Source organism: Halomonas sabkhae, from assembly GCF_030409265.1.
In the GTDB taxonomy this organism is placed as follows: Bacteria; Pseudomonadota; Gammaproteobacteria; order Pseudomonadales; family Halomonadaceae; genus Halomonas; species Halomonas halmophila.
In genome coordinates this window covers 53,460-73,724 of record NZ_JAUFPM010000002.1, presented here as the reverse complement: position 1 = coordinate 73,724, position 20,265 = coordinate 53,460, and the positions used below count along the sequence as shown (strand labels likewise).

The following is a 20,265-nucleotide window of genomic DNA, read 5'->3' as shown; positions in this document are numbered from 1 at the left end:
GCTCCGGCGCTTTTGTGTGCAAGGAACCCTTCGATGCTTCCCGATTACGGCTGGTTGGCCTGGACCCTGATCATCGCTTCCACCTACCTGACCGGTATCTCCAAGGGTGGCTTTGCCGGCGGCTTCGGGACCCTCTCGGTGCCGTTGATGGCGCTGGCCATCGGGCCGATCGAAGCGGCTGGCCTGTTGCTGCCGTTATTGCTGGTCATGGACGTGTTCGCGGTCAAGGCCTGGTGGGGCCATCACGTGGCCACCGAGATCCGCCGCCTGCTGCCGGGCATGGCGCTGGGGGTGATCGCCGGTACCCTGCTGATCGGTACACTCGACGAGAACCATGTGCGACTGCTGCTCGGCGTGGTGTCGCTGCTGTTCGTGGTTTACATGATCATCAAGCCGTCGGCATCGCGGCCCATCCATGCCCTGTGGGCCTGGCCGGCGGGCATCGGTGTGGGGGTGACCAGCTTTCTGGCGCATGCCGGCGCGCCGCCAATGAACCTCTACCTGGTACCGCGGCGGCTCTCCAAACAGGCCTTCATCGCCACCTGCACGGTGGCCTTCGCGGCGGTCAACCTGATGAAGCTGCCGCCCTATCTGTGGCTCGGCGAGATCAACCTGACCAGCATCTGGGCTTCGCTGGCGCTGGTGCCGGTCGCCTGGTTCGGCGTGCGCAGCGGGCTCTGGCTGCAGAGTCGCGTCAACGAGCGGCTGTTCTATCGGCTGGTGATCCTGGCCATGGCCATCGTCGGTGTGCAGTTGATCGTCAAGGCACTGTGATCCCGCGTGCCGGGCTTGCCTGATTCAGCGACAGATGCCGCCGCCGCGCATGGCCAGGTGAAAATGGTTGGCGTGTGCCGCGTTATAGTCCGGGCCCAATGCCGTGCCAAAAAACCGACAGGCTTCGTCATTGAGCCGGCGCAGAAAGTCGCTTTCGGCGCCCGAGCCCTGCCAGTCGCCGAGCAGACTGATCCGGCGGCCGCTGTGCAGCGTGAAACCCGCCACGTCGAGGGCGCTGGCGGTAGCGTGCGCACTGCGCCGGGCATTGGCACGATGGTAGATATTGCGACAGGCGAAGCTGCCATAGTGCTCTACGTGCGAGACCTCCTCGCCGAGCAAGTCACGGGCGGCCGGTTGCAGGGAGTGGTGCTCGAAAAGCCCCCAAGCCACCACCAGTGGGCAGGTAGCCACGAAACTGCGATTGAAGCTGACACCAGTGCCCTGCAGACGCACCACCTTCTCCAGCGGACAGCCCTCGACCGGCGTGTAGTCGTCCAGGACGGTGTACTGGATGGATGGCGATGAAGCTCGCTCGAGTACGGCGTGACAGGCCTCACGATCGTTCCTCAGACGCTGCAGTTTCCAGCGCGTCACGGGCGTGACGGGGTCGTCGATATGCAGGAGCTGAAATGGTGACCATTCCCGGGGTAATTGCCACAGGCCCTTTTCGAAAGCCACTCCAATGGCCACGACGGCGAGCAGCAGCATCAGTCGGCGAGTGCGGTGCATGGCAGAGTTGGGCACCCTCGAAGCAGTGGATGGCCAGCTTGCCTATTTCATCGTGGGCTGTGAAGCGCAAAAGCCCCACAGTCGTGGGGCAGGAAAGACATCCTGATGGCCCGGGCAGCTCACGATTTGACGACCCACTCGTGGGCCGGGTCGTTCTGGAATTTCCACTCCCGCTTGGGCTACCTCGGGCATTGGTGGCCGTCGGCGAGGCGGTGGCACCCTGAGGATGATGTCCGTCTCGGCTATGCCGACGTCGTATTGGGAATGCACGCGATGCGCAAGGCGTTCCACGCTGCTTTGAGCATTGGGCTGAGCAGCGTGATGGCGCCGCGGAATGGCGCCTCTTGAGGAGGCGGAATGAACGATTATCGGCCGTGGCAGACCCCTGAGTCCCCGATGGAAGAGGCCACCCTGTGCGAGGCGACTGCCACACCGGAGTGGCCGCCGCCCGGGTCCCCGGACAGTGTCATCGCCCGGGCCGTCAGTCCCTGGCCGATCCACGACGTTGCAGCCCGGCTGGGCATCGAGGCTTCTCGGCTGCTGCCCTTCGGTCATGACAAGGCCAAGCTGCCCCATGACTTTACTGATGAGCTGGCCGAGCGTCCGCAGGGCAAGCTGGTGCTGGTCACGGCCATCACGCCGACACCGGCGGGTGAGGGCAAGACCACGACTACCGTGGGGCTGGGAGATGGCCTGAGCCGGATCGGCCAGCGAGCCGCCATCTGCCTGCGTGAACCCTCGCTGGGCCCCTGCTTCGGCATGAAGGGCGGCGCGGCCGGAGGCGGCCGCTCGCAGGTGATTCCCATGGAGGATATCAACCTGCACTTCACCGGCGATTTTCATGCCATCAGCAGTGCGCATAATCTACTGGCCGCGCAGATCGACAACCACCTCTACTGGGGCAACGCCCTGGATCTGGATCCCGAGCGGATTACCTGGAAGCGCACGATGGACATGAATGACCGGGCGCTGCGCCAGTTGATCGTCGGCGAGGGTGGCCAGGGGGTGCCACGCCGCGATGGCTTTGATATCACCGCCGCTTCCGAGATCATGGCGATTCTCTGCCTGGCACGCGATCTGGACGACCTGCAATGGCGGCTCGGCGAGATCGTGGTGGCGCGAACGCGCGATGGGGCGCCGGTGCGTGCTCGGGATCTGGAGGTCCAGGGCGCCATGGCCGTGCTGCTCAAGCAGGCGCTGGCGCCCAACCTGGTACAGACGCTCGAGCACACCCCGGCCTTCGTGCATGGCGGGCCCTTCGCCAACATCGCGCATGGTTGCAACTCGGTCATGGCCACCCGCTCGGCGTTGGCGCTGGCTGACGTGGTAGTCACCGAGGCCGGCTTCGGGGCGGATCTGGGCGCCGAGAAGTTCTTCAACATCAAGTGCCGGCAGGCCGGCCTGTCACCCAGTGCGGTGGTGGTCGTGGCCACGCTGCGCGCCCTCAAGATGCATGGTGGTATCGCGCGCGAGGCACTGGGGCAACCCGATCCCGAGGCCGTGCGCCGCGGTGCCGCCAACCTCGCTCGCCATGTCGAGAACCTGCAGGGCGCGGGCGTCCCGCTGGTGGTGGCGATCAATCAGTTCGACCAGGATTCCAGCGAGGAGCATGCCGTGCTGCGCGAGGCCTGTGACGCCATGGGGGTGGAAGTGGTGCTGAGCCGCCACTGGCAGGAGGGCTCGGCGGGCAGCGAGGAGCTGGCCGAGCGCGTGATGGCGCTGCTGGACGGCGCTACCCCGGAGCCGCAATTGAGCTATGCCGATGATGCCGGCCTGGCGGACAAGCTGCGTGCCATCGCCACGCAGCACTACGGCGCCGCGGATATCCAGCTGGAGGAGCGGGCACAGCACCAGCTGGAGGAGTACGAGGCGCTGGGGTACGGTCACCTGCCGGTCTGCATCGCCAAGACGCCTTACAGCTTTGCCGCCGACCCGGAGATGGGGGGCCTGGCCGCCGGGCATGTGCTGCCCATCCGGGAGCTCGAGCTGGCCGCTGGGGCGGGCTTCGTGGTGGCCTTGTGCGGCACCATCATGCGCATGCCGGGCATGCCTGAGCGACCGGCGAGCGCCGGGATGGGGCTCGACGCAGCCGGCGAGATCGAGGGCTTGTCCTGACCCGCCTGGCGTGTGGTTCGGTTTATAGTTGGCGTCGCCAGCGGCTCTCGATGGTGTCCAGTTCCGCCGGGCCGTAATGGGCGCTGTCATGACCGCCGTAGTGAGCCCAGAGCTGGTCGCCTAGATCGAAATGCCACCATTCGCTGGGCAGGTTGGTGAAGCCCTGGGCCAGCATGGCGTGGTAGAGCAGGCGACGATGGCGTCTCGCCTGATACCGGCTGTCGCCTTCCGCCCGCTCGCCTTCCAGCGCGGCAGCATGTGATGCCGACACGGCCTCGTCGAACAGGGTGCCCATGTCCAGCGGCAGACCATCGGCGTCGCACAGCGTCACGTCCACGGCACCACCGGTCAGATGGGGGCTCGGCGAGGTCGGCTCGGTACTCGGCTGGGCGACGAACTCTCGCGTGCGCTCCAGCAGTGTCCGCTCATCGAGTGACGGGTGCTTGGCCTGGATCGTGGCCTGCAGGGTCTCGAACAGGTATTGCTGAACGCGCCAGGGCCGCCAGCCATCCAGCACCAGCAGGCTCATCCCTTCGGGCAGGCCGCGGGCCACCGCCAGCAGGCGACGGTAGACGCCTTCGCGCACATAGCACTCATCGATGGCCCCCGGAATACCCAGGCGGGCGTAGGCCGGAAATACCTTGATCGGCGACGGTGCCAGGCTCATGGGCACCAACGGCTCGTCACTTCCCTGAATCGGTAGCCGGCCGATCGACGACCAGTCCGGCTCGGCGCGATGTGGAATGGGAATCTCGTCGTGAGCGGTGTCAGGGGTCGGTTGGGTCATGGGGTTATCCAAGAATCGTCGGGAGCCAAAGGGTCAGGGGAGGGAACAGGATCAACGCGGCCAATACGACCAGCGCGGTAACCACGAATGGCCAGATGGTACGAAACAGCGCGGTAATTTCGAGCTGGCTGACGGCGGCGGCCACGAAGACGCAGGCCCCCATGGGCGGCGTAATCAGGGCAATCGTTATGTTGAGAGTGATGATGACGCCCAGGTGAACGGGATCGATGCCTGCCATCATGGCGACTGGCGCGAAGATGGGGGTCAACAGCATGAGCGCCGAGACCTCTTCCATGAACATGCCGGTAATGAAGGTGATCAGGCTCAGCAATAATAGAATCAAGATGGGCTGATCGATATAGGGAGCCAGCAGCTCCACAAACTGACTGGGTACCTGGGCATAGGAGAGCAGCCAGCTGACCGTGGCAGAAGCGGCCATGATGATGAAAATCGCGGCCGTCAGGCGAGTGGTCTCCAGGATGGCACGCCAGAAGCCGCTGGGGCCCAGGGTCCCCATGACCAGGCCATACAATGCCACATAGAACGCGGTCAGAGCACCGGACTCCGTCGGAGTGACGACCCCCATGACTATGCCGGCCACGATAATGAAAGGAGCGATCAGTGCTGGCAGCGCCCCAAGGCCGGCGCGGCCCAGCTCCGCGGCAGTGGGCCAGCTGCCCCGCTTTACGAGGCCGCGACGACGGGCATACCAGGCATTCATGGTCATGAAAGCAAGGCCCAGCAGAAGGCCGGGAATGACGCCTGCAAGGAATAGGTCGCCGACCGAGGTGTTGGTCAGAGAGGCGTAGAGAATCATGAAGATACTGGGTGGAATGATGGGGCCGATCAGTGAGCTGCCGGCCGTGAGGCCTGCCGCAAAGGCGGTGGAGTAGCCCTCCTTGCGCATCGGTGGCACCAGCAGCGAACCTAGTGCGGAAGTATCGGCAACGGCGGAGCCGTTAACGCCGGCGAAGAAGACGCTCGAGACCACGTTGACGTGTCCCATGCCGCCCCGCAAATGACCGACCAGCAGCCGGGCCAGGGTCATCAGGCGGTCCGTTAAGCGGCTGGCGTTCATCAGGTTGCCGGCCAGAATGAAAAGGGGAATGGCCATCAACGAGAAGGCATTGATCCCCCCGAAAAACTGCTGTGGCATCATGCGGGGAATCATGGCGGGGTCGACGAACAGAAAGCCGACCACCGCGGTTGTCAGTAGGGCGATAAAAAGTGGTAGGCCCAATAGCACATGCGTCAGAAAGACCAGGAACATGGTAAGGGTCATCATGAAGCTGGCTCCTCCTGGGTCGGCAGTGGTGCAGGTCCATGCCAGAGAGCCTGCCAGGCCAACAGGGCGAAACCGGTTGGCAACGCCATCACAGGGATGGTGCGGCTGATGCCGAGCCCCTGGCTGGTAAACATCGAAACCGACTGGGCATATTGGTAGCTGAAAATGGCACCCGCAATGGCCAGAGACAGGGTCAGCAACCATTGATAGATGTTGAGGAGGCGACATAGCGAATAGGGCAGCAGGCGCTCAATCAGTGCCACTCGCATGTGTCGGCCCTCGACCCACACGGCCCCGGACGCCAGCATGACGGCACCGATAATCAGGTAACGGGCCAGCTCATCTGTCCAGATCGGGGCGCCACCGGCCATGTAGCGCATGAAAATGCCATAGAGCATGGCCAGTAGGTCGACCAACAGCAGCGTTCCGGCCACACCTAGAGCAGCTCGCCGGGTAAAATCCGGTAGCCGAGAGATTTGCTGAGGCATAGTGAATTACCTGGGCAGCGCCCGGGTGATATCACACCCGGACGTAGTGGGAGTTACTCGGCTTCAGGATTTAGTCCGGCATCCTTGAGGGCCATGTCGATATAGCGTTGCTCTATGTCCTGTTCTTCCAGCCAGTCCAGGTAGGCAGGCTGCCCTTTTTTGCGGAATGCGGTCAGTTGCTCCTCGTTTGGGCGGATGACTTCCATGCCCTGTTCTTCCAGATAGGTGATGCGCTCGTCGACCCGAGCCTCGTTGTGTTCACGTGCCATCTGGTTAGCCTCGGCCACGGCTTCCTGGAAGGCAGTGCGCATTTCTTCATCCCAACCGTCGATCATGGCAGCATTGCCGACCAGGAACTGGTCCGAATACTGGATGTTCGCCAGGGTCAGGTAGTCCTGCACTTCATAGAGGCTGCCCAGGATGATGTACATCGGTGGGTTCATCTGGCCGTCAGCCACGCCCGTTTTCAGCGCCATGTAGACTTCCGTCCAGGGAATCGGAGTCCCGGAGGCGCCGAAGGCTTCGTAGAGCGCCACCTGGCTCGGGTCCATGGCGCGGAAGCGCAGGCCCTCGAAGTCTTCCGGCGAGGAGATAGGGTGTTCGTTGTTGGTGAAGGCCAGGAACCCCCCTTCCTCGACCACGGCCAGCAGCTCCAGTCCAGCCCGCTCTTTCAGGTCCTTCTGAACTTCCTTCCAGTACTCACCCTCATCAAAGAAGGTTCGAGCTTCGTCGAAACTCTCGAACAGAAAGGGAATAGCGCTGACATAGATTTCCGGTACCACGGGTGACATGCCGGCGAAAGAAGCGATATTGAGCCCGGGAGAGCTCATGACCTGCTCCATACGCTCCTGCTCTTCGCCGAGCATGCTGTTTGGGTAGAGCTTGAGCTCGATCTCGCCGTCGGTCTTCTCCTTGACCAGCTTCTTGAGGTCGGTCGCGAAGACATGCACCGCATTTTTCTCGGGGTCAGGGGCACCGTTATAGCCGAGGTTCACTGTGGTAGCGGCCAGACTGCTGCCACACAGGGCGGTGCTGCCGATCAGGCAAGCGGTGGCCAGGTGTTTCAGGCGGAAAGCGGTAGTACGAAAGGTAGGCATTGGATTCTCCAGCAAGGTTGTTGTTGATGTTGCTGTGACTGGTGAGTGACCAGTATGGAACCAGACTAGGCGTTGTCTTGTTGACTCTTCAAACCCTCGAGTGTTGTGGTTATAGCAACACTACCTCACCAGCCGAGGGGCATCATCCTGGAAAAACCGCATGCGCTGTTGCAGGTGTTCCAGGCAGGCGCGTCCTGCAACGGTGAGTTCTCGATCGGCGCGACTGACGATCTGTGCTCGGGTACCGTTGAGGACGTCATGAGCCAAGGGCAACACGGCAATCTCACCCTGCTGGATTTCTTCTGCCACCGTGAGCTCCGGCATGAAAGTGACCCCGGTCCCCGAACGGACAAAGTTTTTCAGCACGGCCACCGAGTTTGTATGCAATCTGGCGTGTAGGTGCAGTCGCTCCTGATGGGCGACGGCATTGACCATCTGGCGCATGCCGAAGGGTTTGTCCATGAGCGCCAGTGGCCACTCGGCAAATTCGTGCAACGACACTGGTGTGTTGCGATGGACCAATGGGTGGTGGCTGGGCACAATCAAGTCCAGCGGCTGGCGAGTTTCCACGTGGCAGTACAGTTGAGGGTCGATGGGAGGCGCATAAAGCAGGGCAAGGTCTGCTTCACGGTTCTTGATCAGCGCCATGGCTTCATTAACGCCTGCCATCTCTACGGCGAGATCAATGCCAGGATATGCTGTCATGAAAGACTGTAGTGGCGCATCAATCAGGTCGGCGATGAAGCCTTCCCCCACGGCAATGCGCACTTCACCACTGACCAGTTGCTGCAGAGCGTGGAGTTGAGAGATGACGGCTTCTTCGGCATTGCGTTGGGCGTGGTAATGGTCGACCAACAAGCGGCCTGCCTCTGTTGACTTGATGCCTCCGGCATGCCGTTCCAGCACAGTGACTTCAAGGGTTTCCTCGAGCAGCCTGATGCTTCGGCTGATCGCTGAAACATCCACATTCAAGTGTGTGGCTGCTCCTCGCAAGGAGCCGCGACGGATCACTTCACCGAGATAGGCCAAGGCCCGCTGGTTGAGCATCAGAACACCATGACGGTTGGTGGACGGTTACGACACCCGCTACGCTCAAGGCGAACACCATGGGTCTGGGAGGCGGGTATGGAGCCATTATATCGCGTGTTGCCAGAGGCGACCTGGGAGGCGGCATGCCGTTCCGGCAAGGTGTCGCGTTGCGGGAATGATAACCGGGCCGGCGGCGTGCACCTGAATGTCGCTGCGTCGGTGGACTATACGGCGCGCCGGTATTTCGCCAGGGAGGAACGGCCGCTGGTACTGGAAGTGGATCCCAGCGGTTTTGCCGAGTGTATCGAGTGGCGCGAGCCGACCGAGGGTGAGCCCTGGCCGAGACCGTTGGCGCGTATCCAGGCCCTGCCGGTCGAGGCGGTAGTGGCGGTACGACGTATTGAGGAGTTGGAGTATTAGTTGTAGCCCGCCTCAGTAGTGAATATTGCAGCGCGTTCTGGCAACACCTTTGAAAGTCTGCGCGTACTGATCGCCGCGTGGTACGGCTCTGGTGCGCCAGCCAACCGGACGACGATGCATACAGAAACTTGGTGGCTCGGTGATATGGCCTATGTAGTCAGGTTACCGAAATCCATGCTGCAGATGCTCAGAGTCGTCAAAAAACAACACCGCATACGCCTAATGATGCTTTGTGCGGTGCCGCAAGCTGACCCATATTGAAATCACGGCGTCAGACGGTAAATCGCTACCTGGATTCATCGCGCTGACGCAAGGCTACCACCTGAGTGCCCTGTTGTTTCCGATCCAGGCGCCAGGAGTGAGGTTCTGCAAGACTATCGACCTCCCGCAGTACGCCCAGGGTACTTACCAGGCCCGGCATGCGTAGCTAAGGCACCAGAACGCCATCGCGGATGGCGGCCCGGGTGAAGATGTCCCGGGATAATGATGACTTTGCATGAGGATGACACCATGAACGGTATCCAGTTAGCCGAGCAAGCCGATCAGATCGCCAGTACATTCAGCAAGCAGGACCTGGCCAAGGTAGTGGTAGCGTTGCGCGCCAATGGTAACTCCCTGCAGCACGCCGTCGCGGTACTCGACACCATCGACGCCTGCCAGGGATATACGCTCGACTGGGCCTGGGATGAGGTTCTGGCAGGAGAGAAGCAGGCCATGGTCCAGGAAGATTGAGAGTCGCACGCCGAGTCAGGGACGTTCGGTCCGTGAGACCGGATCAGGACAAGCGTAGAGCCGAGGCTGTTGATGCCTCGGCTCTTTTGGCTTCAGGTACCTGCCTGCCCGGGGTCCGTGGCAGGTGGAGTTGCGCAAGCGTCGCAACCCGTTCTGGGTAGTCGGTCGAGCAAGGGACGGCAACAATCTATCGCCATCAAGTGTGGTTCTAGGTGGTGCTAGGGGGCATTGGGGCTTCGGGCCCCACGAGGTGCCCCCATATGTGCCCCCTTGCGCTCGAGAGAGTGCCGACATGCTGTCGGCGGGCAGGCCCCCAAACGAAAAAGCCACCCGTGGAGGTGGCTTTCTTCCGGTGTTGGTGGGGTGGCGGGAATCGAGCCCCTGTCGTTCGAGAGAGCGCCGACACGTTGTCGGCGGGCAGGCACCCAAATGAAAAAAGCCACCCGTGGAGGTGGCTTTCTTCTGGTGTTGGTGGAGGCGGCGGGAATCGAACCCGCGTCCGCCGACACTCGCCCATCGGCTCTACATGCTTAGTTCCGTCTTTTGGTTTAACACCGCTGGCTCCGACGATCAGGATCCAGAAGTGCGATTCCTCTTAGGTTTAACGATTGACACGAGGACAGGGCCAATCGCGATCCCATCATCTATGAGCTCGTTCCCTTCCGTGATGAATGGGCACATCACTTCCGGGTCGGACTAGAAGCTAGCAGTTGTTACGCTGCCAGCGCGCCCTGAGCGTAGTTGTCGTCGTTTGCGACTATTTAGTCGTGATGTTGTATTTACGAGATACATCACACTCTCGGCATGCACCTCAGGGGTTGTCGCCGGCGTCGAAGCCATGTCGCCCCCGTTGCGTCCCTATTCTAACAGCATCGCTGTCAGTGCGACAGGGTTATGTCTTGTTCTGCTCGCGCATGATCCGGCCCTTCTGCCGCTGCCAGTCGCGGTCCTTCTCGGTCTCTCGCTTGTCGTGAATCTTCTTGCCTGTCACCAGGGCCAGTTCGCACTTCACCTTGCTGCCTTTCCAGTACAGCTTGAGCGGGACGCAGGTATGCCCCTTGTCCTGGGTGCGCGAGAAGATGCGGGCGATCTCCTTGCGGTGCAACAACAGCTTGCGCGTGCGCGACGGGTCGGTCACGTCGTGCGTGCTGGCGGTGTTGAGCGGCGTGATGTTGCTGCCCAGCAGCCAGGCTTCGCCGTTCTTGATCAGGATGTAGGTGTCGGTCAGCTGTCCCTTCCCGGCACGCAGACTCTTCACTTCCCACCCTGCCAGCGACAGGCCGGCCTCGAAGGTTTCGTTGATGTGATACTCGAAGCGTGCCTTCTTGTTCAGGGCGATGGTGTTACCGCCTGGACCCTTGCTCTTGCCTTTCTTGTTGGCCATGGAACCTCATATTCTGTCTTGCCGAAAATGGCCTGCCCCTTCGATATGGGGGGAAGCATGATACCATTCAAGGCTTGAAATCACTGCTCATGATACGCCTTGGGCCCTTTGAAGTCAGCGGAGAGGTCAATGCCAACGGTCAATCGGTCCGCCCTGGTGCGGCACACCCCCAAGCAAATGTTCGACCTGGTCAACGATTTCGAGCGTTACCCGGAGTTTCTGCCGGGGTGTCGCGATGCCCGCCTGCTGGAGCATGATGAGGCACACCTGGTTGGCGAAATGACGCTGGGGCGTGCCGGCATCGAACAGAGTTTCACCACGCGCAATGATCTACAGGAGCCGGAGCGCATCGACCTGTCGCTGGTCAGCGGTCCCTTCAAGCGCCTGACAGGGCGCTGGCTGTTCACGCCGATGGGCGAGGACACCTGCAAGGTCAGCCTGGAGATGGAATTCGAGTTCGCCAACCGCTTGCTGGGCATGGCCTTCGGCAAGCTGTTCCAGCAGGTGGCCGGCCAGCTGGTCGATGCCTTCACTCGCCGTGCCGATGAGCTCTATGGACGCTGAGGCCCCGGGCATGCTGCAGGTCGAAGTCGCCTTTGCACTGCCGAGCCGGCAACGCATCATCCAGCTTAGCCTGCCGGAGGGCACGACGGCCCGTGAAGCGGTGCAGCAGGCCGACCTGCCCCACCACTTTCCGGAGGTGGCACCGGCCACCTTCGACGAGGCCCCGCTCGGCATCTTTGGCAAGGCCCTGCGAGACCCGCAGCAGCATGCGCTGCGGGACGGCGATCGCGTGGAGGTCTATCGCCCCCTGCAGCTCGACCCCAAGGCGGCACGCATTGCCCGCGCCGCCGCCAAGCGTGACTGAACTTGGCTCAGCTGTCCTCGGGGCGCACGTTCAGCAGGTTGCCGGTTTGCTCACCGGATGACTCGGTGGGCCCGATGCCGCGTTCGTCGGCCACCGAGGGTGGCTTGGAGAAGTCGCCATGCCGTTCGATATCGGCGACGCGGTTGCCCTGGAAGGTCAACGTCAGGCGGCGTTGCTCGGTGCCGCTGTAGGCCTTGTCCAGGTAGTAGATGTAGTCCCACTGGCGAGCATCGAACGGAGCTTCGAGCAGTGGGCTGCCCATGACGTTGAGCACCTGCTGGCGCGTCATGCCGGGCTGCAATTGCTCGGCCATGTCGGAGGTCACCAGGTTGCCCTGGGCGAGATCCCTTTTGTACACGCCAAAGTAGCTGCAGCCACTGATCAATGTCAGGGCGACGGTCAGGGTGGCGGTGAGGGTGACGGTTCGGGTCAGCTTTTGCATTTGCGCCTGTTCTTCACTATCGTGGTTTTGGTCGATCATACCCGACCCTACCTGATACTGCGAAGAGCAAACATGGCCGACCAAAACCATGAGTTACGCAAGGCCGGTCTGAAAGTGACCCTGCCGCGCGTCAAGATACTACATATTCTCGAGAACGCCACGGGACAACACCACCTGAGCGCCGAGGATGTCTACAAGACACTGCTGGAAGCGGGCGAAGACGTGGGCCTTGCCACCGTCTATCGTGTGCTGACGCAGTTCGAGACAGCCGGGCTGGTGACGCGCCACAACTTCGATGGCGGGCATGCCGTCTTCGAGCTGACCCAGGAGGAGCACCACGATCATATGGTGTGCCTGGACAGTGGCGAGATCATCGAGTTCTTCGATGACACCATCGAGCGCCGCCAGCAGGAAATTGCCGAAGAGCATGGCTACGAGCTGGTGGACCATGCCCTGGTGCTTTACGTGCGTCCGAAGAACGCGAAGAGCTGAACGGCTGACACAGCCGCCGCGTCGGGCGACGTCAGCCACCAGGTAATCTCGAGACGCTCCTCATCCCCGGGGTTGAGGAGCGTCTGCGTGTTGGTGGCAGCGCCGTCGAGTCGGGCCTGAGTGCAGGCCGCGGCGGATCAGTGGTGCGCGCGCTGGCTGGCGTCGAGCATCTCGCGGGCGTGGGCCAGGGTCTGGTCGGTGAGCTTCATGCCGCCGAGCATCCGGGCCAGTTCGCCGACGCGGCCGGCTTCATCCAGTACTGCCATCTGCGTCAGCGTGGTGTCGTCTTCGGCCTGCTTGGCGATATGCAGGTGCTGGTGAGCCTGGGCGGCGACCTGTGGCAGGTGGGTGACGGTCATCACTTGGCCGTTGCTGCCCAGCCGCCGCAGCAGCTGGCCGACGACTTCCGCGGTGGCGCCGGAAACGCCGACGTCGACCTCGTCGAAGACCAGGCTGGGAATGGTCGAGTGCTGCGCGGCCACCACCTGAATGGCCAGGCTGATGCGTGACAGCTCGCCGCCCGAGGCCACCTTGGTGAGCGGACGTGCGGGCTGGCCCGGGTTGGCACTGATCAACAGCCGGGCCCGCTCCAGCCCTTCCGCGGAGGGCGTGTCACGTGGCGTCAGCTCGACTTCGAAGCTGGCCTTGTCCATGGCCAGAAACGCCAGCTGATCCTGCACTTCCTTGCCGAAGCGCTTGGCCGCTTTCCGACGGGTCTTGCTGACGGCTTCGGCCTGCTCCCGCCAGGTTTGCTTGAGCCGCTCGACCTCGGCGCTCAGGCTATCCAGGTCGTTGTCGCCGCCGTCGAGTTCGGCCAGCTCGTCGGATAGACGCTGGTGCAGGGCGACCAACTCTTCCGGGGGCACCTGGTGCTTGCGGGCGATGCGGTGCACTTCGCTGAGGCGTTGTTCGACCTGGGCCAGGCGTTCCGGGTCCAGCTCCACGCTGGAGGCGAAGTGGTTGAGTTCGCGGCCGGCTTCCTCCACCTGGATGCAGGCGTCGCCCAGCATGCTCAGGGCATCGGCCAGGGCGCCGCGTTCGCTGCCGGGCAGGGCGGAGAGCCGGTTGACCGCCTGATGCAGCAACGGCAGAGCGCCGCCCTCGTCGCCATCACAACACTGCGCAGCGAACTGGGCTTCCTGCAGGCGCTCCTCGGCATGGGCCAGGTTTTCCTGCTCGGTTTCCAGCTCGTACAGCTCGCCCTCGGCCAGGCTCAACTGGTCGAGCTCCTCGACCTGGTAACGCAACAGCTGCAGCCGGGCGCGAATCTCGTCGTCATCCTCCGAGAGGCGCTTGAGTCGTTGCTGGGCGTCACGCCAGGCGCGATAGGTCTCGGCCAGTGTCGCGATGGCTGCATGGTGACCGGCGAAGTCGTCGAGCAGTTGCAGGTGGGTGTCTTCGCGCATCAGGCCCTGGTGGGCATGCTGGCCGTGAATCTCGATGAGGTGGCTGCCCAGTGCCTTGAGGTCGCTGACCGTGGCCGGCAGGCCGTTGATCCACGCCTTGGAGCGCCCCGAGCGGGTCACCACGCGCCGCAGCAGGCAGTCCTCACTGGGCATTTCGCGGGCTTCGAGCCAGGCGCGGGCGCCGGGCAGTGCCGAGACATCGAAGCGGGCGGTGAGGTCGGCGCGTTCGCAGCCATGGCGCACGCTGCCGGTATCCGCTCGTTCACCGAGGCACAGGCCGAGCGCCCCCAGCAGGATGGACTTGCCGGCCCCTGTCTCGCCGGTAATGGCGGTCATGCCGCTGTCCCATTCGAGTGACAGTTGGTCGACGATAGCGAAGTCGCTGATGGCAAGCTCTGTCAGCATGATGCCTCCCCGGTGCCGCTGGAATTCACTGGTTATTCATCCATTGCCTTGTGTGTTTATACAGTAGTTCATGTCGGCGAACAACGCGTACCGCGAATCGGTTGGCAGGGGTGCCTTGAGTTCTGCGCTGTCAGCCCCATATACCTGGCAACGACGTTTCAACCCGACAACATGTCTTCAGGCGGCACCGCCCGCCAGCTGTCATTCAGGAGGCACACATGGCCAAAGATCCGCAGACACCTCAGGACGATGAGCTTTCCCGCCAGCAGGCGGAAACCGACGCCCAGGTGGAGCCGGAAATCGTCGACGGCGAGCTCGAGGATACCATCGAGGATGCAATCGAGAACGCTGAACAGGAGAAGGTCGAGGGTGAGTCCAGCGACAACCCCGAGGCCGAGATGCTGGCGGCCAAGGTAGAGGAGCTCGAGAAGAGCCTGGCCGAGGCCAACGACAAGGCCATGCGCGAGGCGGCCGAGGCGCAGAACATTCGCCGTCGTGCCGAGCAGGAGACCGAGAAGGCACGCAAGTTTGCGCTCGAGAAGTTCGTCAAGGAACTGCTGCCGGTGGTCGACAGCCTGGAAAAGGCGCTGGACGCCATGGGCGAGGATGCCACCGAAGTGCATCGCGAGGGGGTTTCCATGACCCTCAAGCTGCAGCTGGATGTGCTCGGCAAGTTTGGCGTCGAGGTGGTCGACCCGGCCGGTGAACCCTTCGATCCGCAGTACCACGAGGCCGTGACCATGGTGCCCAACGCGGAAATGGATCCCAACAGCGTCATGGAAGTGATCCAGAAGGGCTATCTGCTCAACGGCCGCCTGGTACGCCCGGCGATGGTCGTGGTCAGTCAGGCCGCCGAATGATTTTGCGCGGAAAAAGCGCTTCGGGCCCTTGAAAAGGTGCTGAGGGCCCCCAGATACATGGCATCAAGGCGGTAACCGCCTCACACGAACGAATTTGTAACAGCGATATTTCGAGGATTTCCTAATGGGACGCATCATCGGTATTGACCTGGGGACCACCAATTCCTGCGTTGCCGTGCTCGACGGCGACCAGGCCAAGGTGATCGAGAACGCCGAAGGCGCTCGTACTACCCCGTCCATCATTGGCTACACCGACGACGGCGAGACACTCGTCGGTCAGGCGGCCAAGCGCCAGGCGGTGACCAACCCGCAGAACACTCTGTATGCCATCAAGCGCTTGATTGGCCGTCGTTTCGAAGACGATGTCGTGCAGAAGGACATCAAGATGGTGCCTTACACCATCACGGAAGCCGACAACGGCGATGCCTGGGTCGAGGTCAAGGGCAACAAGCTGGCGCCGCCCCAGGTCAGTGCCGAAGTGCTGCAGAAGATGAAGAAGACCGCCGAGGACTACCTGGGCGAGACGGTCACTGAAGCGGTCATCACCGTGCCGGCCTACTTCAACGACAGCCAGCGTCAGGCCACCAAGGACGCGGGTCGCATCGCCGGCCTCGAGGTCAAGCGCATCATCAACGAGCCGACGGCCGCCGCACTGGCCTACGGCATGGACAAGGCGCGTGGCGACAAGACCATCGCGGTCTATGACCTGGGTGGCGGTACCTTCGATATCTCCATCATCGAAGTGGCCGATGTCGACGGCGAGACCCAGTTCGAAGTGCTGGCCACCAATGGCGATACCTTCCTGGGTGGTGAAGACTTCGACCTGGCGTTGATCAACTATCTGGTCGATCAGTTCAAGCATGACAGCGGCATGGACCTGTCCGGCGACAACCTGGCCATGCAGCGCCTCAAGGAAGCCGCCGAGAAGGCCAAGATCGAGCTGTCCAGTGCCCAGCAGACCGAGGTCAACCTGCCGTACATCACGGCCGACAACACCGGGCCCAAGCACCTCAACGTCAAGGTCACGCGTGCCAAGCTCGAGTCGCTGGTCGAAGACCTGGTGGCGCGCTCGCTGAAGCCGTGCAAGACCGCGCTGGCGGATGCCGAGCTGTCGGCTTCCGACATCGATGACGTCATCCTGGTCGGCGGCCAGACGCGCATGCCGCTGGTGCAGTCCAAGGTCACCGAGTTCTTCGGCAAGGACGCCCGCAAGGACGTCAACCCGGACGAAGCCGTGGCCGTGGGTGCTGCCATCCAGGGCGGCGTGCTCGGCGGCGACGTGAAGGACGTGCTGCTGCTCGACGTCACGCCGCTGACCCTGGGCATCGAGACCCTGGGTGGCGTGATGACGCCGCTGATCGAGAAGAACACCACCATCCCGACCAAGAAGACCCAGACCTTCTCGACCGCGGATGACAATCAGACGGCCGTGACCATCCACGTGCTGCAGGGTGAGCGCAAGCAGTCCAACGGCAACAAGTCGCTGGGTCGCTTCGACCTCTCCGACATTCCGCCGGCACCGCGTGGTGTGCCGCAGATCGAGGTCGCCTTCGACCTGGACGCCAACGGCATCCTCAACGTCTCGGCCAAGGACAAGGCGACCGGCAAGGAGCAGTCGATCGTCATCAAGGCCTCCAGTGGTCTGTCCGAGGAAGAAGTCGAGCAGATGGTGCAGGACGCCGAGGCCAATGCCGAAGAGGACAAGAAGTTCGAGGAACTCGTCCAGCTGCGCAACCAGGCCGACGGCATGGTCCACGCCGCCCGCAAGACGCTCGAGGAAGCCGGCGACAAGGCGACCGACGAAGAGAAGCAGTCCATCGAGAACGCGGCCAGCGAACTCGAGGAAGCCATCAAGGGCGACGACAAGGACGACATCCAGGCCAAGCTGGATACGCTGACCGAAGCCTCCGGTAACCTGGCGCAGAAGATGTACGCCGAGCAGGGTGACGACGCCGCTCAGCAGCAGGCCGACAGCGGCGAGCAAGCCGAAGGCAAGCAGGAAGACGACGTGGTCGACGCCGAGTACGAGGAAGTCAACGACGACCAGAAAAAGCAGTAAACCACGACGCCTGAATCACGGCTGACACCAGCGCGGGAGCTCGACTCCCGCGTTGGTGTTTGCGCAGCGTCGCTACGGAGGCGGACAGACAGATGTCCAAGCGTGACTATTACGAAGTGCTGGGAATCGAGCGCGGGGCCGATCAGAAAGAGATCAAGAAGGCCTACCGTCGCCTGGCACAGAAATACCATCCGGACCGTAATCCGGACGATGATACCGCGGCGGAGAAGTTCCGCGAGGTTTCCGAGGCCTACGAGGTCCTGACGGACAGCGAGAAGCGCGCGGCCTATGACCAGTTCGGTCATGACGGCGTCGACGGCCAGGCCGGTGGCGGCTTCGGCGGTGCCGGGGCCGGCGGCTTCAGCGACATCTTCGGCGATGTCTTCGGCGATATCTTCGGAGGTGGCGGAGCGCGCCGCAATCCCAATGCCCCGCAGCGTGGCAGTGATCTGCGCTACAACCTCGAGGTCGACCTCGAGGATGCCGTCGCCGGTACCAGCGTGGATATTCGCGTGCCGCGCCATATCGAGTGCGAGCGCTGCGACGGGGACGGTGCCGAGCCGGGCTCCAGCAAGGAGACCTGCCCGACCTGTCACGGCATGGGTCAGGTGCGCATGCAGCAGGGCTTCTTCGCCGTGCAGCAGACCTGCCCGACCTGTCATGGCAGCGGTCAGCACGTCAAGGTGCCGTGTCACAAGTGCAACGGTGAAGGCCGCGAGCGCGAGACCCGCACCTTGTCGGTGAAGATTCCGGCCGGCGTGGACACCGGCGATCGCATTCGCCTCAATGCCGAAGGCGAAGCCGGCATGAACGGTGGTCCGCCCGGTGATCTCTACGTCCAGGTGGCCATCAAGCCGCACCATATCTTCGAGCGCGAAGGCCGTCATCTGCAGTGCGAGGTGCCGATCAACTTCGTCGATGCCACCCTGGGTGGCGAGCTCGAGGTGCCGACCCTGGATGGCCGGGTCAAGCTGAAGATTCCGCCCGAGACCCAGACCGGCAAGATGTTCCGCCTCAAGGGCAAGGGCGTGAAGCCGGTGCGTGGCGGCCCCGCCGGCGACCTGCTGTGCCGCGTCGAGGTCGAGACGCCGGTCAAGCTCAGCGAGGAACAGAAGGACCTGCTGCGCCAGTTCCAGGACAGCCTGGACGGCAGCAACAGCCATCACTCGCCGAAGAAGAGCAACTTCTTCGACGGCGTGAAGAAGTTCTTCGAGGACATGAAGCCGTAACGGGCGCCGGTCCGTCGCTTCACCCAGAGGCCCCGCACTCCCCGAGGAGGCGGGGCTTCGTTGTGTCCGACTCAGCGTTGCAGGTGTTCCAGGCGCCCATCGGTGCATGGATGCCAGCGCGGGTCCTGAGGCAAGACCAGTGGCGTGCCGTTCAGATCGCAGAGCCAGTGATTGTCCGGGACCAGGGCATCGACCGCAGGGCTGGCGTGCCAGCGCTGATCCGGCCTTGGCGCGAGCAGGTTGTTGTACATTTTATTCAGCGCTGCCTTAGCGCCAGGCCGTTTGTCGGGTGCTCATTCTGGCCGACGGCGAAGAGAGTCAGGTGTGCGGCCTCTGCCAAGTAACGGTGGTCTGACGTTATACGGTGCCGTCGAATCGCCGCGCAGCGCTAATCGCAGGCTTCTAGCACCAGGGGGCGGCAGGCGGTGGAGCGGGCATACTGCTGGGAGGCTTCGTGAACATTCTTGGCGAGCCGGTCGGGGAACTTTTCGTACTCACCGCTTTGTAGCGCTCGTTTTACTGCCACGTTACCACCTCGGGTGAGTAGTGATGGTGGTAACATTGGCGCCAGCAGCATTTGCAGAAAATGGCTGCTATATGAGTCAAGAGCCCGCTTGTCAGGACGCCACAGGGAATCGGCATGCAGCAGATACAGATTTTCCAGTCCAGCGACGGGACCGTGTCGCTGGAGGTGTCTCTCCAGCAGGAGACGGTGTGGCTTAGCCTGGACCAGATGGTTGCCCTCTTTGAGCGCGATAAGTCGGTGATCTCGCGCCACATCCGTAATGTGTTCAGAGAGGGGGAGCTCGAGCGCCAGGCAGTTGTTGCAAAATTTGCAACAACTGCCTCCGACGGGAAGGTCTACCAGGTCGATTACTTCAACCTCGATGTCATTATCTCCGTGGGCTACCGGATCAAGTCCCAGCGAGGCGTGCAGTTTCGCAAGTGGGCGACCTCGGTGCTCAGGCAGCATCTGGTGGAGGGCTACACCCTGAATCACCAGCGGCTCGAGGAGCGGGGCGTGGAACTCGAGCAGGCCATGGCGCTGCTCACGCGTACCCTGGCCAACCAGGGCCTGGTGGCCCCTGAGGGGGAGGCGGTGCTGCGGGTGATCGAAGACTATGCCCGCTCCTGGAGCCTGATTCAGGGCTATGACGACCAGAGCCTGACCGAGGTGGCCGGACGCCAGTCCGACATGTGTCCCCTGTCACTGGAGGCGGCTATCGAAGGCATCGCTGCGCTCAAGCGGGAACTGATGGTCAAGGGGGAGGCCACCGAGCTGTTCGGTCGGTCACGCGGAGACGGGTTGGCCTCGGCGTTGGCCACCATCGAGCAGGGCTTCGGCGACGAGCTGTTCTATCCGAACGTGGCCAGCCGTGCGGCTCACCTGCTGTACCTGGTGGTCAAGAATCACCCCTTCGCCGACGGCAACAAGCGCACCGGTTCCTTCCTCTTCCTGTGGTATCTGCGCTTGAATCAGCCTCTGCTGGCCCGGCCCGTGGAGCAGTTGGTCAACGACAATACACTGGTGGCCCTGGCGCTGCTGGTGGCGGAGAGCCTGCCCGAGCAGAAGGCGCTGATGATCCGGCTGATCGAACACTTCGTCCTGCTGAAATAGGCAAGGGCCGCTGGACGAGCCCTGTCGATACACGACACAAACTCTC

The 20,265-nt window shown here is 62.6% G+C and carries 21 protein-coding genes and 1 other RNA gene; 11 read left to right on the top strand and 11 right to left on the bottom strand.

What is annotated here, in order from left to right; all coding sequences use genetic code 11:
* Positions 1-33 precede the first annotated feature (33 nt).
* Complete coding sequence (locus QWY79_RS01640) at positions 34-774, top strand: sulfite exporter TauE/SafE family protein (protein WP_290269246.1); 741 nt, start codon at positions 34-36, stop codon at positions 772-774.
* A 24-nt stretch (positions 775-798) separates the two neighbouring features.
* Here QWY79_RS01640 and QWY79_RS01635 read toward each other — a convergent pair whose 3' ends face one another.
* A complete protein-coding gene (locus tag QWY79_RS01635) occupies positions 799-1,503 on the bottom strand; it encodes an extensin-like domain-containing protein (protein WP_290269245.1) in 705 nt (234 codons plus the stop codon).
* 357 nt (positions 1,504-1,860) lie between these two features.
* On the opposite strand from QWY79_RS01635, the gene QWY79_RS01630 reads away from it, so the two are divergent.
* The gene (locus tag QWY79_RS01630) at positions 1,861-3,618 is read left to right on the top strand and encodes a formate--tetrahydrofolate ligase (RefSeq protein WP_290269244.1); all 1,758 of its coding nucleotides are present in this window, start codon (positions 1,861-1,863) and stop codon (positions 3,616-3,618) included.
* Positions 3,619-3,640: 22 nt separating this feature from the next.
* Here the strand turns inward: QWY79_RS01630 and QWY79_RS01625 are convergent, their stop codons facing one another.
* The 5 genes from QWY79_RS01625 to QWY79_RS01605 all read right to left on the bottom strand — a co-directional run bounded on the left by QWY79_RS01625 (position 3,641) and on the right by QWY79_RS01605 (position 8,322).
* The gene (locus tag QWY79_RS01625; protein ID WP_290269242.1) at positions 3,641-4,405 is read right to left on the bottom strand and encodes a M15 family metallopeptidase; all 765 of its coding nucleotides are present in this window, start codon (positions 4,403-4,405) and stop codon (positions 3,641-3,643) included.
* 4 nt (positions 4,406-4,409) lie between these two features.
* Positions 4,410-5,687 carry a TRAP transporter large permease gene (locus tag QWY79_RS01620; protein WP_290269300.1) on the bottom strand — a complete coding sequence of 426 codons (1,278 nt, stop codon included), beginning with the start codon at positions 5,685-5,687 and terminating at the stop codon, positions 4,410-4,412.
* Positions 5,687-6,106 (bottom strand): TRAP transporter small permease, encoded by a 420-nt coding sequence (locus tag QWY79_RS01615; protein ID WP_290269240.1) that lies wholly within the window; start codon positions 6,104-6,106, stop codon positions 5,687-5,689. Before QWY79_RS01615 ends, QWY79_RS01620 begins: the two co-directional genes overlap by 1 nt.
* 125 nt (positions 6,107-6,231) lie before the next feature.
* Entirely contained in the window at positions 6,232-7,275 is a 1,044-nt protein-coding gene (locus QWY79_RS01610) for a TRAP transporter substrate-binding protein (RefSeq protein ID WP_290269239.1), read from the bottom strand.
* 120 nt (positions 7,276-7,395) lie between these two features.
* The gene (locus tag QWY79_RS01605; RefSeq protein WP_290269238.1) at positions 7,396-8,322 is read right to left on the bottom strand and encodes a LysR family transcriptional regulator; all 927 of its coding nucleotides are present in this window, start codon (positions 8,320-8,322) and stop codon (positions 7,396-7,398) included.
* A 78-nt stretch (positions 8,323-8,400) separates the two neighbouring features.
* Between QWY79_RS01605 and QWY79_RS01600 the strand changes: the two genes are divergently transcribed.
* Together QWY79_RS01600 and QWY79_RS01595 are read left to right on the top strand one after the other, a co-directional pair.
* Positions 8,401-8,724 carry a DUF952 domain-containing protein gene (locus tag QWY79_RS01600; RefSeq protein WP_290269237.1) on the top strand — a complete coding sequence of 108 codons (324 nt, stop codon included), beginning with the start codon at positions 8,401-8,403 and terminating at the stop codon, positions 8,722-8,724.
* Positions 8,725-9,207: 483 nt separating this feature from the next.
* Entirely contained in the window at positions 9,208-9,456 is a 249-nt protein-coding gene (locus tag QWY79_RS01595; RefSeq protein ID WP_353960352.1) for a hypothetical protein, read from the top strand.
* A gap of 469 nt (positions 9,457-9,925) precedes the next feature.
* On the opposite strand, the gene ssrA is transcribed toward QWY79_RS01595, so the two are convergent.
* Positions 9,926-10,305, bottom strand: a transfer-messenger RNA (tmRNA) gene (gene ssrA, locus QWY79_RS01590).
* Positions 10,306-10,348: 43 nt separating this feature from the next.
* Complete coding sequence (smpB, locus tag QWY79_RS01585) at positions 10,349-10,840, bottom strand: SsrA-binding protein SmpB (protein ID WP_141320543.1); 492 nt, start codon at positions 10,838-10,840, stop codon at positions 10,349-10,351.
* Positions 10,841-10,969: 129 nt separating this feature from the next.
* Between smpB and QWY79_RS01580 the strand changes: the two genes are divergently transcribed.
* Entirely contained in the window at positions 10,970-11,404 is a 435-nt protein-coding gene (locus tag QWY79_RS01580) for a type II toxin-antitoxin system RatA family toxin (protein ID WP_290269233.1), read from the top strand.
* Positions 11,394-11,708 carry an RnfH family protein gene (locus tag QWY79_RS01575; protein WP_290269232.1) on the top strand — a complete coding sequence of 105 codons (315 nt, stop codon included), beginning with the start codon at positions 11,394-11,396 and terminating at the stop codon, positions 11,706-11,708. Before QWY79_RS01580 ends, QWY79_RS01575 begins: the two co-directional genes overlap by 11 nt.
* A gap of 7 nt (positions 11,709-11,715) precedes the next feature.
* On the opposite strand, the gene QWY79_RS01570 is transcribed toward QWY79_RS01575, so the two are convergent.
* Entirely contained in the window at positions 11,716-12,150 is a 435-nt protein-coding gene (locus QWY79_RS01570; RefSeq protein ID WP_290269230.1) for an outer membrane protein assembly factor BamE, read from the bottom strand.
* 72 nt (positions 12,151-12,222) lie between these two features.
* Here QWY79_RS01570 and fur point away from each other — a divergent pair, with 72 nt between their 5' ends.
* Positions 12,223-12,642, top strand: coding sequence for a ferric iron uptake transcriptional regulator (gene fur / locus QWY79_RS01565; protein WP_141320535.1), 420 nt, complete (start codon positions 12,223-12,225; stop codon positions 12,640-12,642).
* A 137-nt stretch (positions 12,643-12,779) separates the two neighbouring features.
* Here fur and recN read toward each other — a convergent pair whose 3' ends face one another.
* Positions 12,780-14,453: a DNA repair protein RecN gene (recN, locus tag QWY79_RS01560; RefSeq protein WP_290269227.1), complete on the bottom strand. Its 1,674-nt coding sequence runs from the start codon at positions 14,451-14,453 to the stop codon at positions 12,780-12,782.
* Between the two features lie 218 nt (positions 14,454-14,671).
* Here recN and grpE point away from each other — a divergent pair, with 218 nt between their 5' ends.
* The 3 genes from grpE to dnaJ all read left to right on the top strand — a co-directional run bounded on the left by grpE (position 14,672) and on the right by dnaJ (position 18,601).
* Entirely contained in the window at positions 14,672-15,313 is a 642-nt protein-coding gene (gene grpE, locus QWY79_RS01555) for a nucleotide exchange factor GrpE (RefSeq protein WP_290269225.1), read from the top strand.
* Between the two features lie 124 nt (positions 15,314-15,437).
* Positions 15,438-17,372, top strand: a complete 1,935-nt coding sequence (gene dnaK, locus QWY79_RS01550; protein ID WP_290269224.1) for a molecular chaperone DnaK — start codon at positions 15,438-15,440, stop codon at positions 17,370-17,372.
* Between the two features lie 92 nt (positions 17,373-17,464).
* Positions 17,465-18,601: a molecular chaperone DnaJ gene (gene dnaJ, locus QWY79_RS01545; protein ID WP_141320527.1), complete on the top strand. Its 1,137-nt coding sequence runs from the start codon at positions 17,465-17,467 to the stop codon at positions 18,599-18,601.
* 71 nt (positions 18,602-18,672) lie between these two features.
* Here dnaJ and QWY79_RS01540 read toward each other — a convergent pair whose 3' ends face one another.
* Entirely contained in the window at positions 18,673-18,852 is a 180-nt protein-coding gene (locus QWY79_RS01540) for a hypothetical protein (protein WP_290269220.1), read from the bottom strand.
* Positions 18,853-19,241: 389 nt separating this feature from the next.
* Here QWY79_RS01540 and QWY79_RS01535 point away from each other — a divergent pair, with 389 nt between their 5' ends.
* On the top strand, positions 19,242-20,219 hold the full coding sequence (locus tag QWY79_RS01535) for a virulence RhuM family protein/type II toxin-antitoxin system death-on-curing family toxin (protein WP_290269218.1): 978 nt from the start codon (positions 19,242-19,244) through the stop codon (positions 20,217-20,219).
* Positions 20,220-20,265 lie beyond the last annotated feature (46 nt).

Coding starts and splice junctions, on each gene's coding strand:
- QWY79_RS01640 (WP_290269246.1), top strand. CDS start 34: ATGCTTCCCGATTACGGCTGGTTGGCCTGGACCCTGATCATCGCTTCC.
- QWY79_RS01635 (WP_290269245.1), bottom strand. CDS start 1,503: ATGCACCGCACTCGCCGACTGATGCTGCTGCTCGCCGTCGTGGCCATT.
- QWY79_RS01630 (WP_290269244.1), top strand. CDS start 1,861: ATGAACGATTATCGGCCGTGGCAGACCCCTGAGTCCCCGATGGAAGAG.
- QWY79_RS01625 (WP_290269242.1), bottom strand. CDS start 4,405: ATGACCCAACCGACCCCTGACACCGCTCACGACGAGATTCCCATTCCA.
- QWY79_RS01620 (WP_290269300.1), bottom strand. CDS start 5,687: ATGACCCTTACCATGTTCCTGGTCTTTCTGACGCATGTGCTATTGGGC.
- QWY79_RS01610 (WP_290269239.1), bottom strand. CDS start 7,275: ATGCCTACCTTTCGTACTACCGCTTTCCGCCTGAAACACCTGGCCACC.
- QWY79_RS01605 (WP_290269238.1), bottom strand. CDS start 8,322: ATGCTCAACCAGCGGGCCTTGGCCTATCTCGGTGAAGTGATCCGTCGC.
- QWY79_RS01600 (WP_290269237.1), top strand. CDS start 8,401: ATGGAGCCATTATATCGCGTGTTGCCAGAGGCGACCTGGGAGGCGGCA.
- QWY79_RS01595 (WP_353960352.1), top strand. CDS start 9,208: ATGATGACTTTGCATGAGGATGACACCATGAACGGTATCCAGTTAGCC.
- smpB (WP_141320543.1), bottom strand. CDS start 10,840: ATGGCCAACAAGAAAGGCAAGAGCAAGGGTCCAGGCGGTAACACCATC.
- QWY79_RS01580 (WP_290269233.1), top strand. CDS start 10,970: ATGCCAACGGTCAATCGGTCCGCCCTGGTGCGGCACACCCCCAAGCAA.
- QWY79_RS01575 (WP_290269232.1), top strand. CDS start 11,394: ATGGACGCTGAGGCCCCGGGCATGCTGCAGGTCGAAGTCGCCTTTGCA.
- QWY79_RS01570 (WP_290269230.1), bottom strand. CDS start 12,150: ATGCAAAAGCTGACCCGAACCGTCACCCTCACCGCCACCCTGACCGTC.
- fur (WP_141320535.1), top strand. CDS start 12,223: ATGGCCGACCAAAACCATGAGTTACGCAAGGCCGGTCTGAAAGTGACC.
- recN (WP_290269227.1), bottom strand. CDS start 14,453: ATGCTGACAGAGCTTGCCATCAGCGACTTCGCTATCGTCGACCAACTG.
- grpE (WP_290269225.1), top strand. CDS start 14,672: ATGGCCAAAGATCCGCAGACACCTCAGGACGATGAGCTTTCCCGCCAG.
- dnaK (WP_290269224.1), top strand. CDS start 15,438: ATGGGACGCATCATCGGTATTGACCTGGGGACCACCAATTCCTGCGTT.
- dnaJ (WP_141320527.1), top strand. CDS start 17,465: ATGTCCAAGCGTGACTATTACGAAGTGCTGGGAATCGAGCGCGGGGCC.
- QWY79_RS01540 (WP_290269220.1), bottom strand. CDS start 18,852: ATGTACAACAACCTGCTCGCGCCAAGGCCGGATCAGCGCTGGCACGCC.
- QWY79_RS01535 (WP_290269218.1), top strand. CDS start 19,242: ATGCAGCAGATACAGATTTTCCAGTCCAGCGACGGGACCGTGTCGCTG.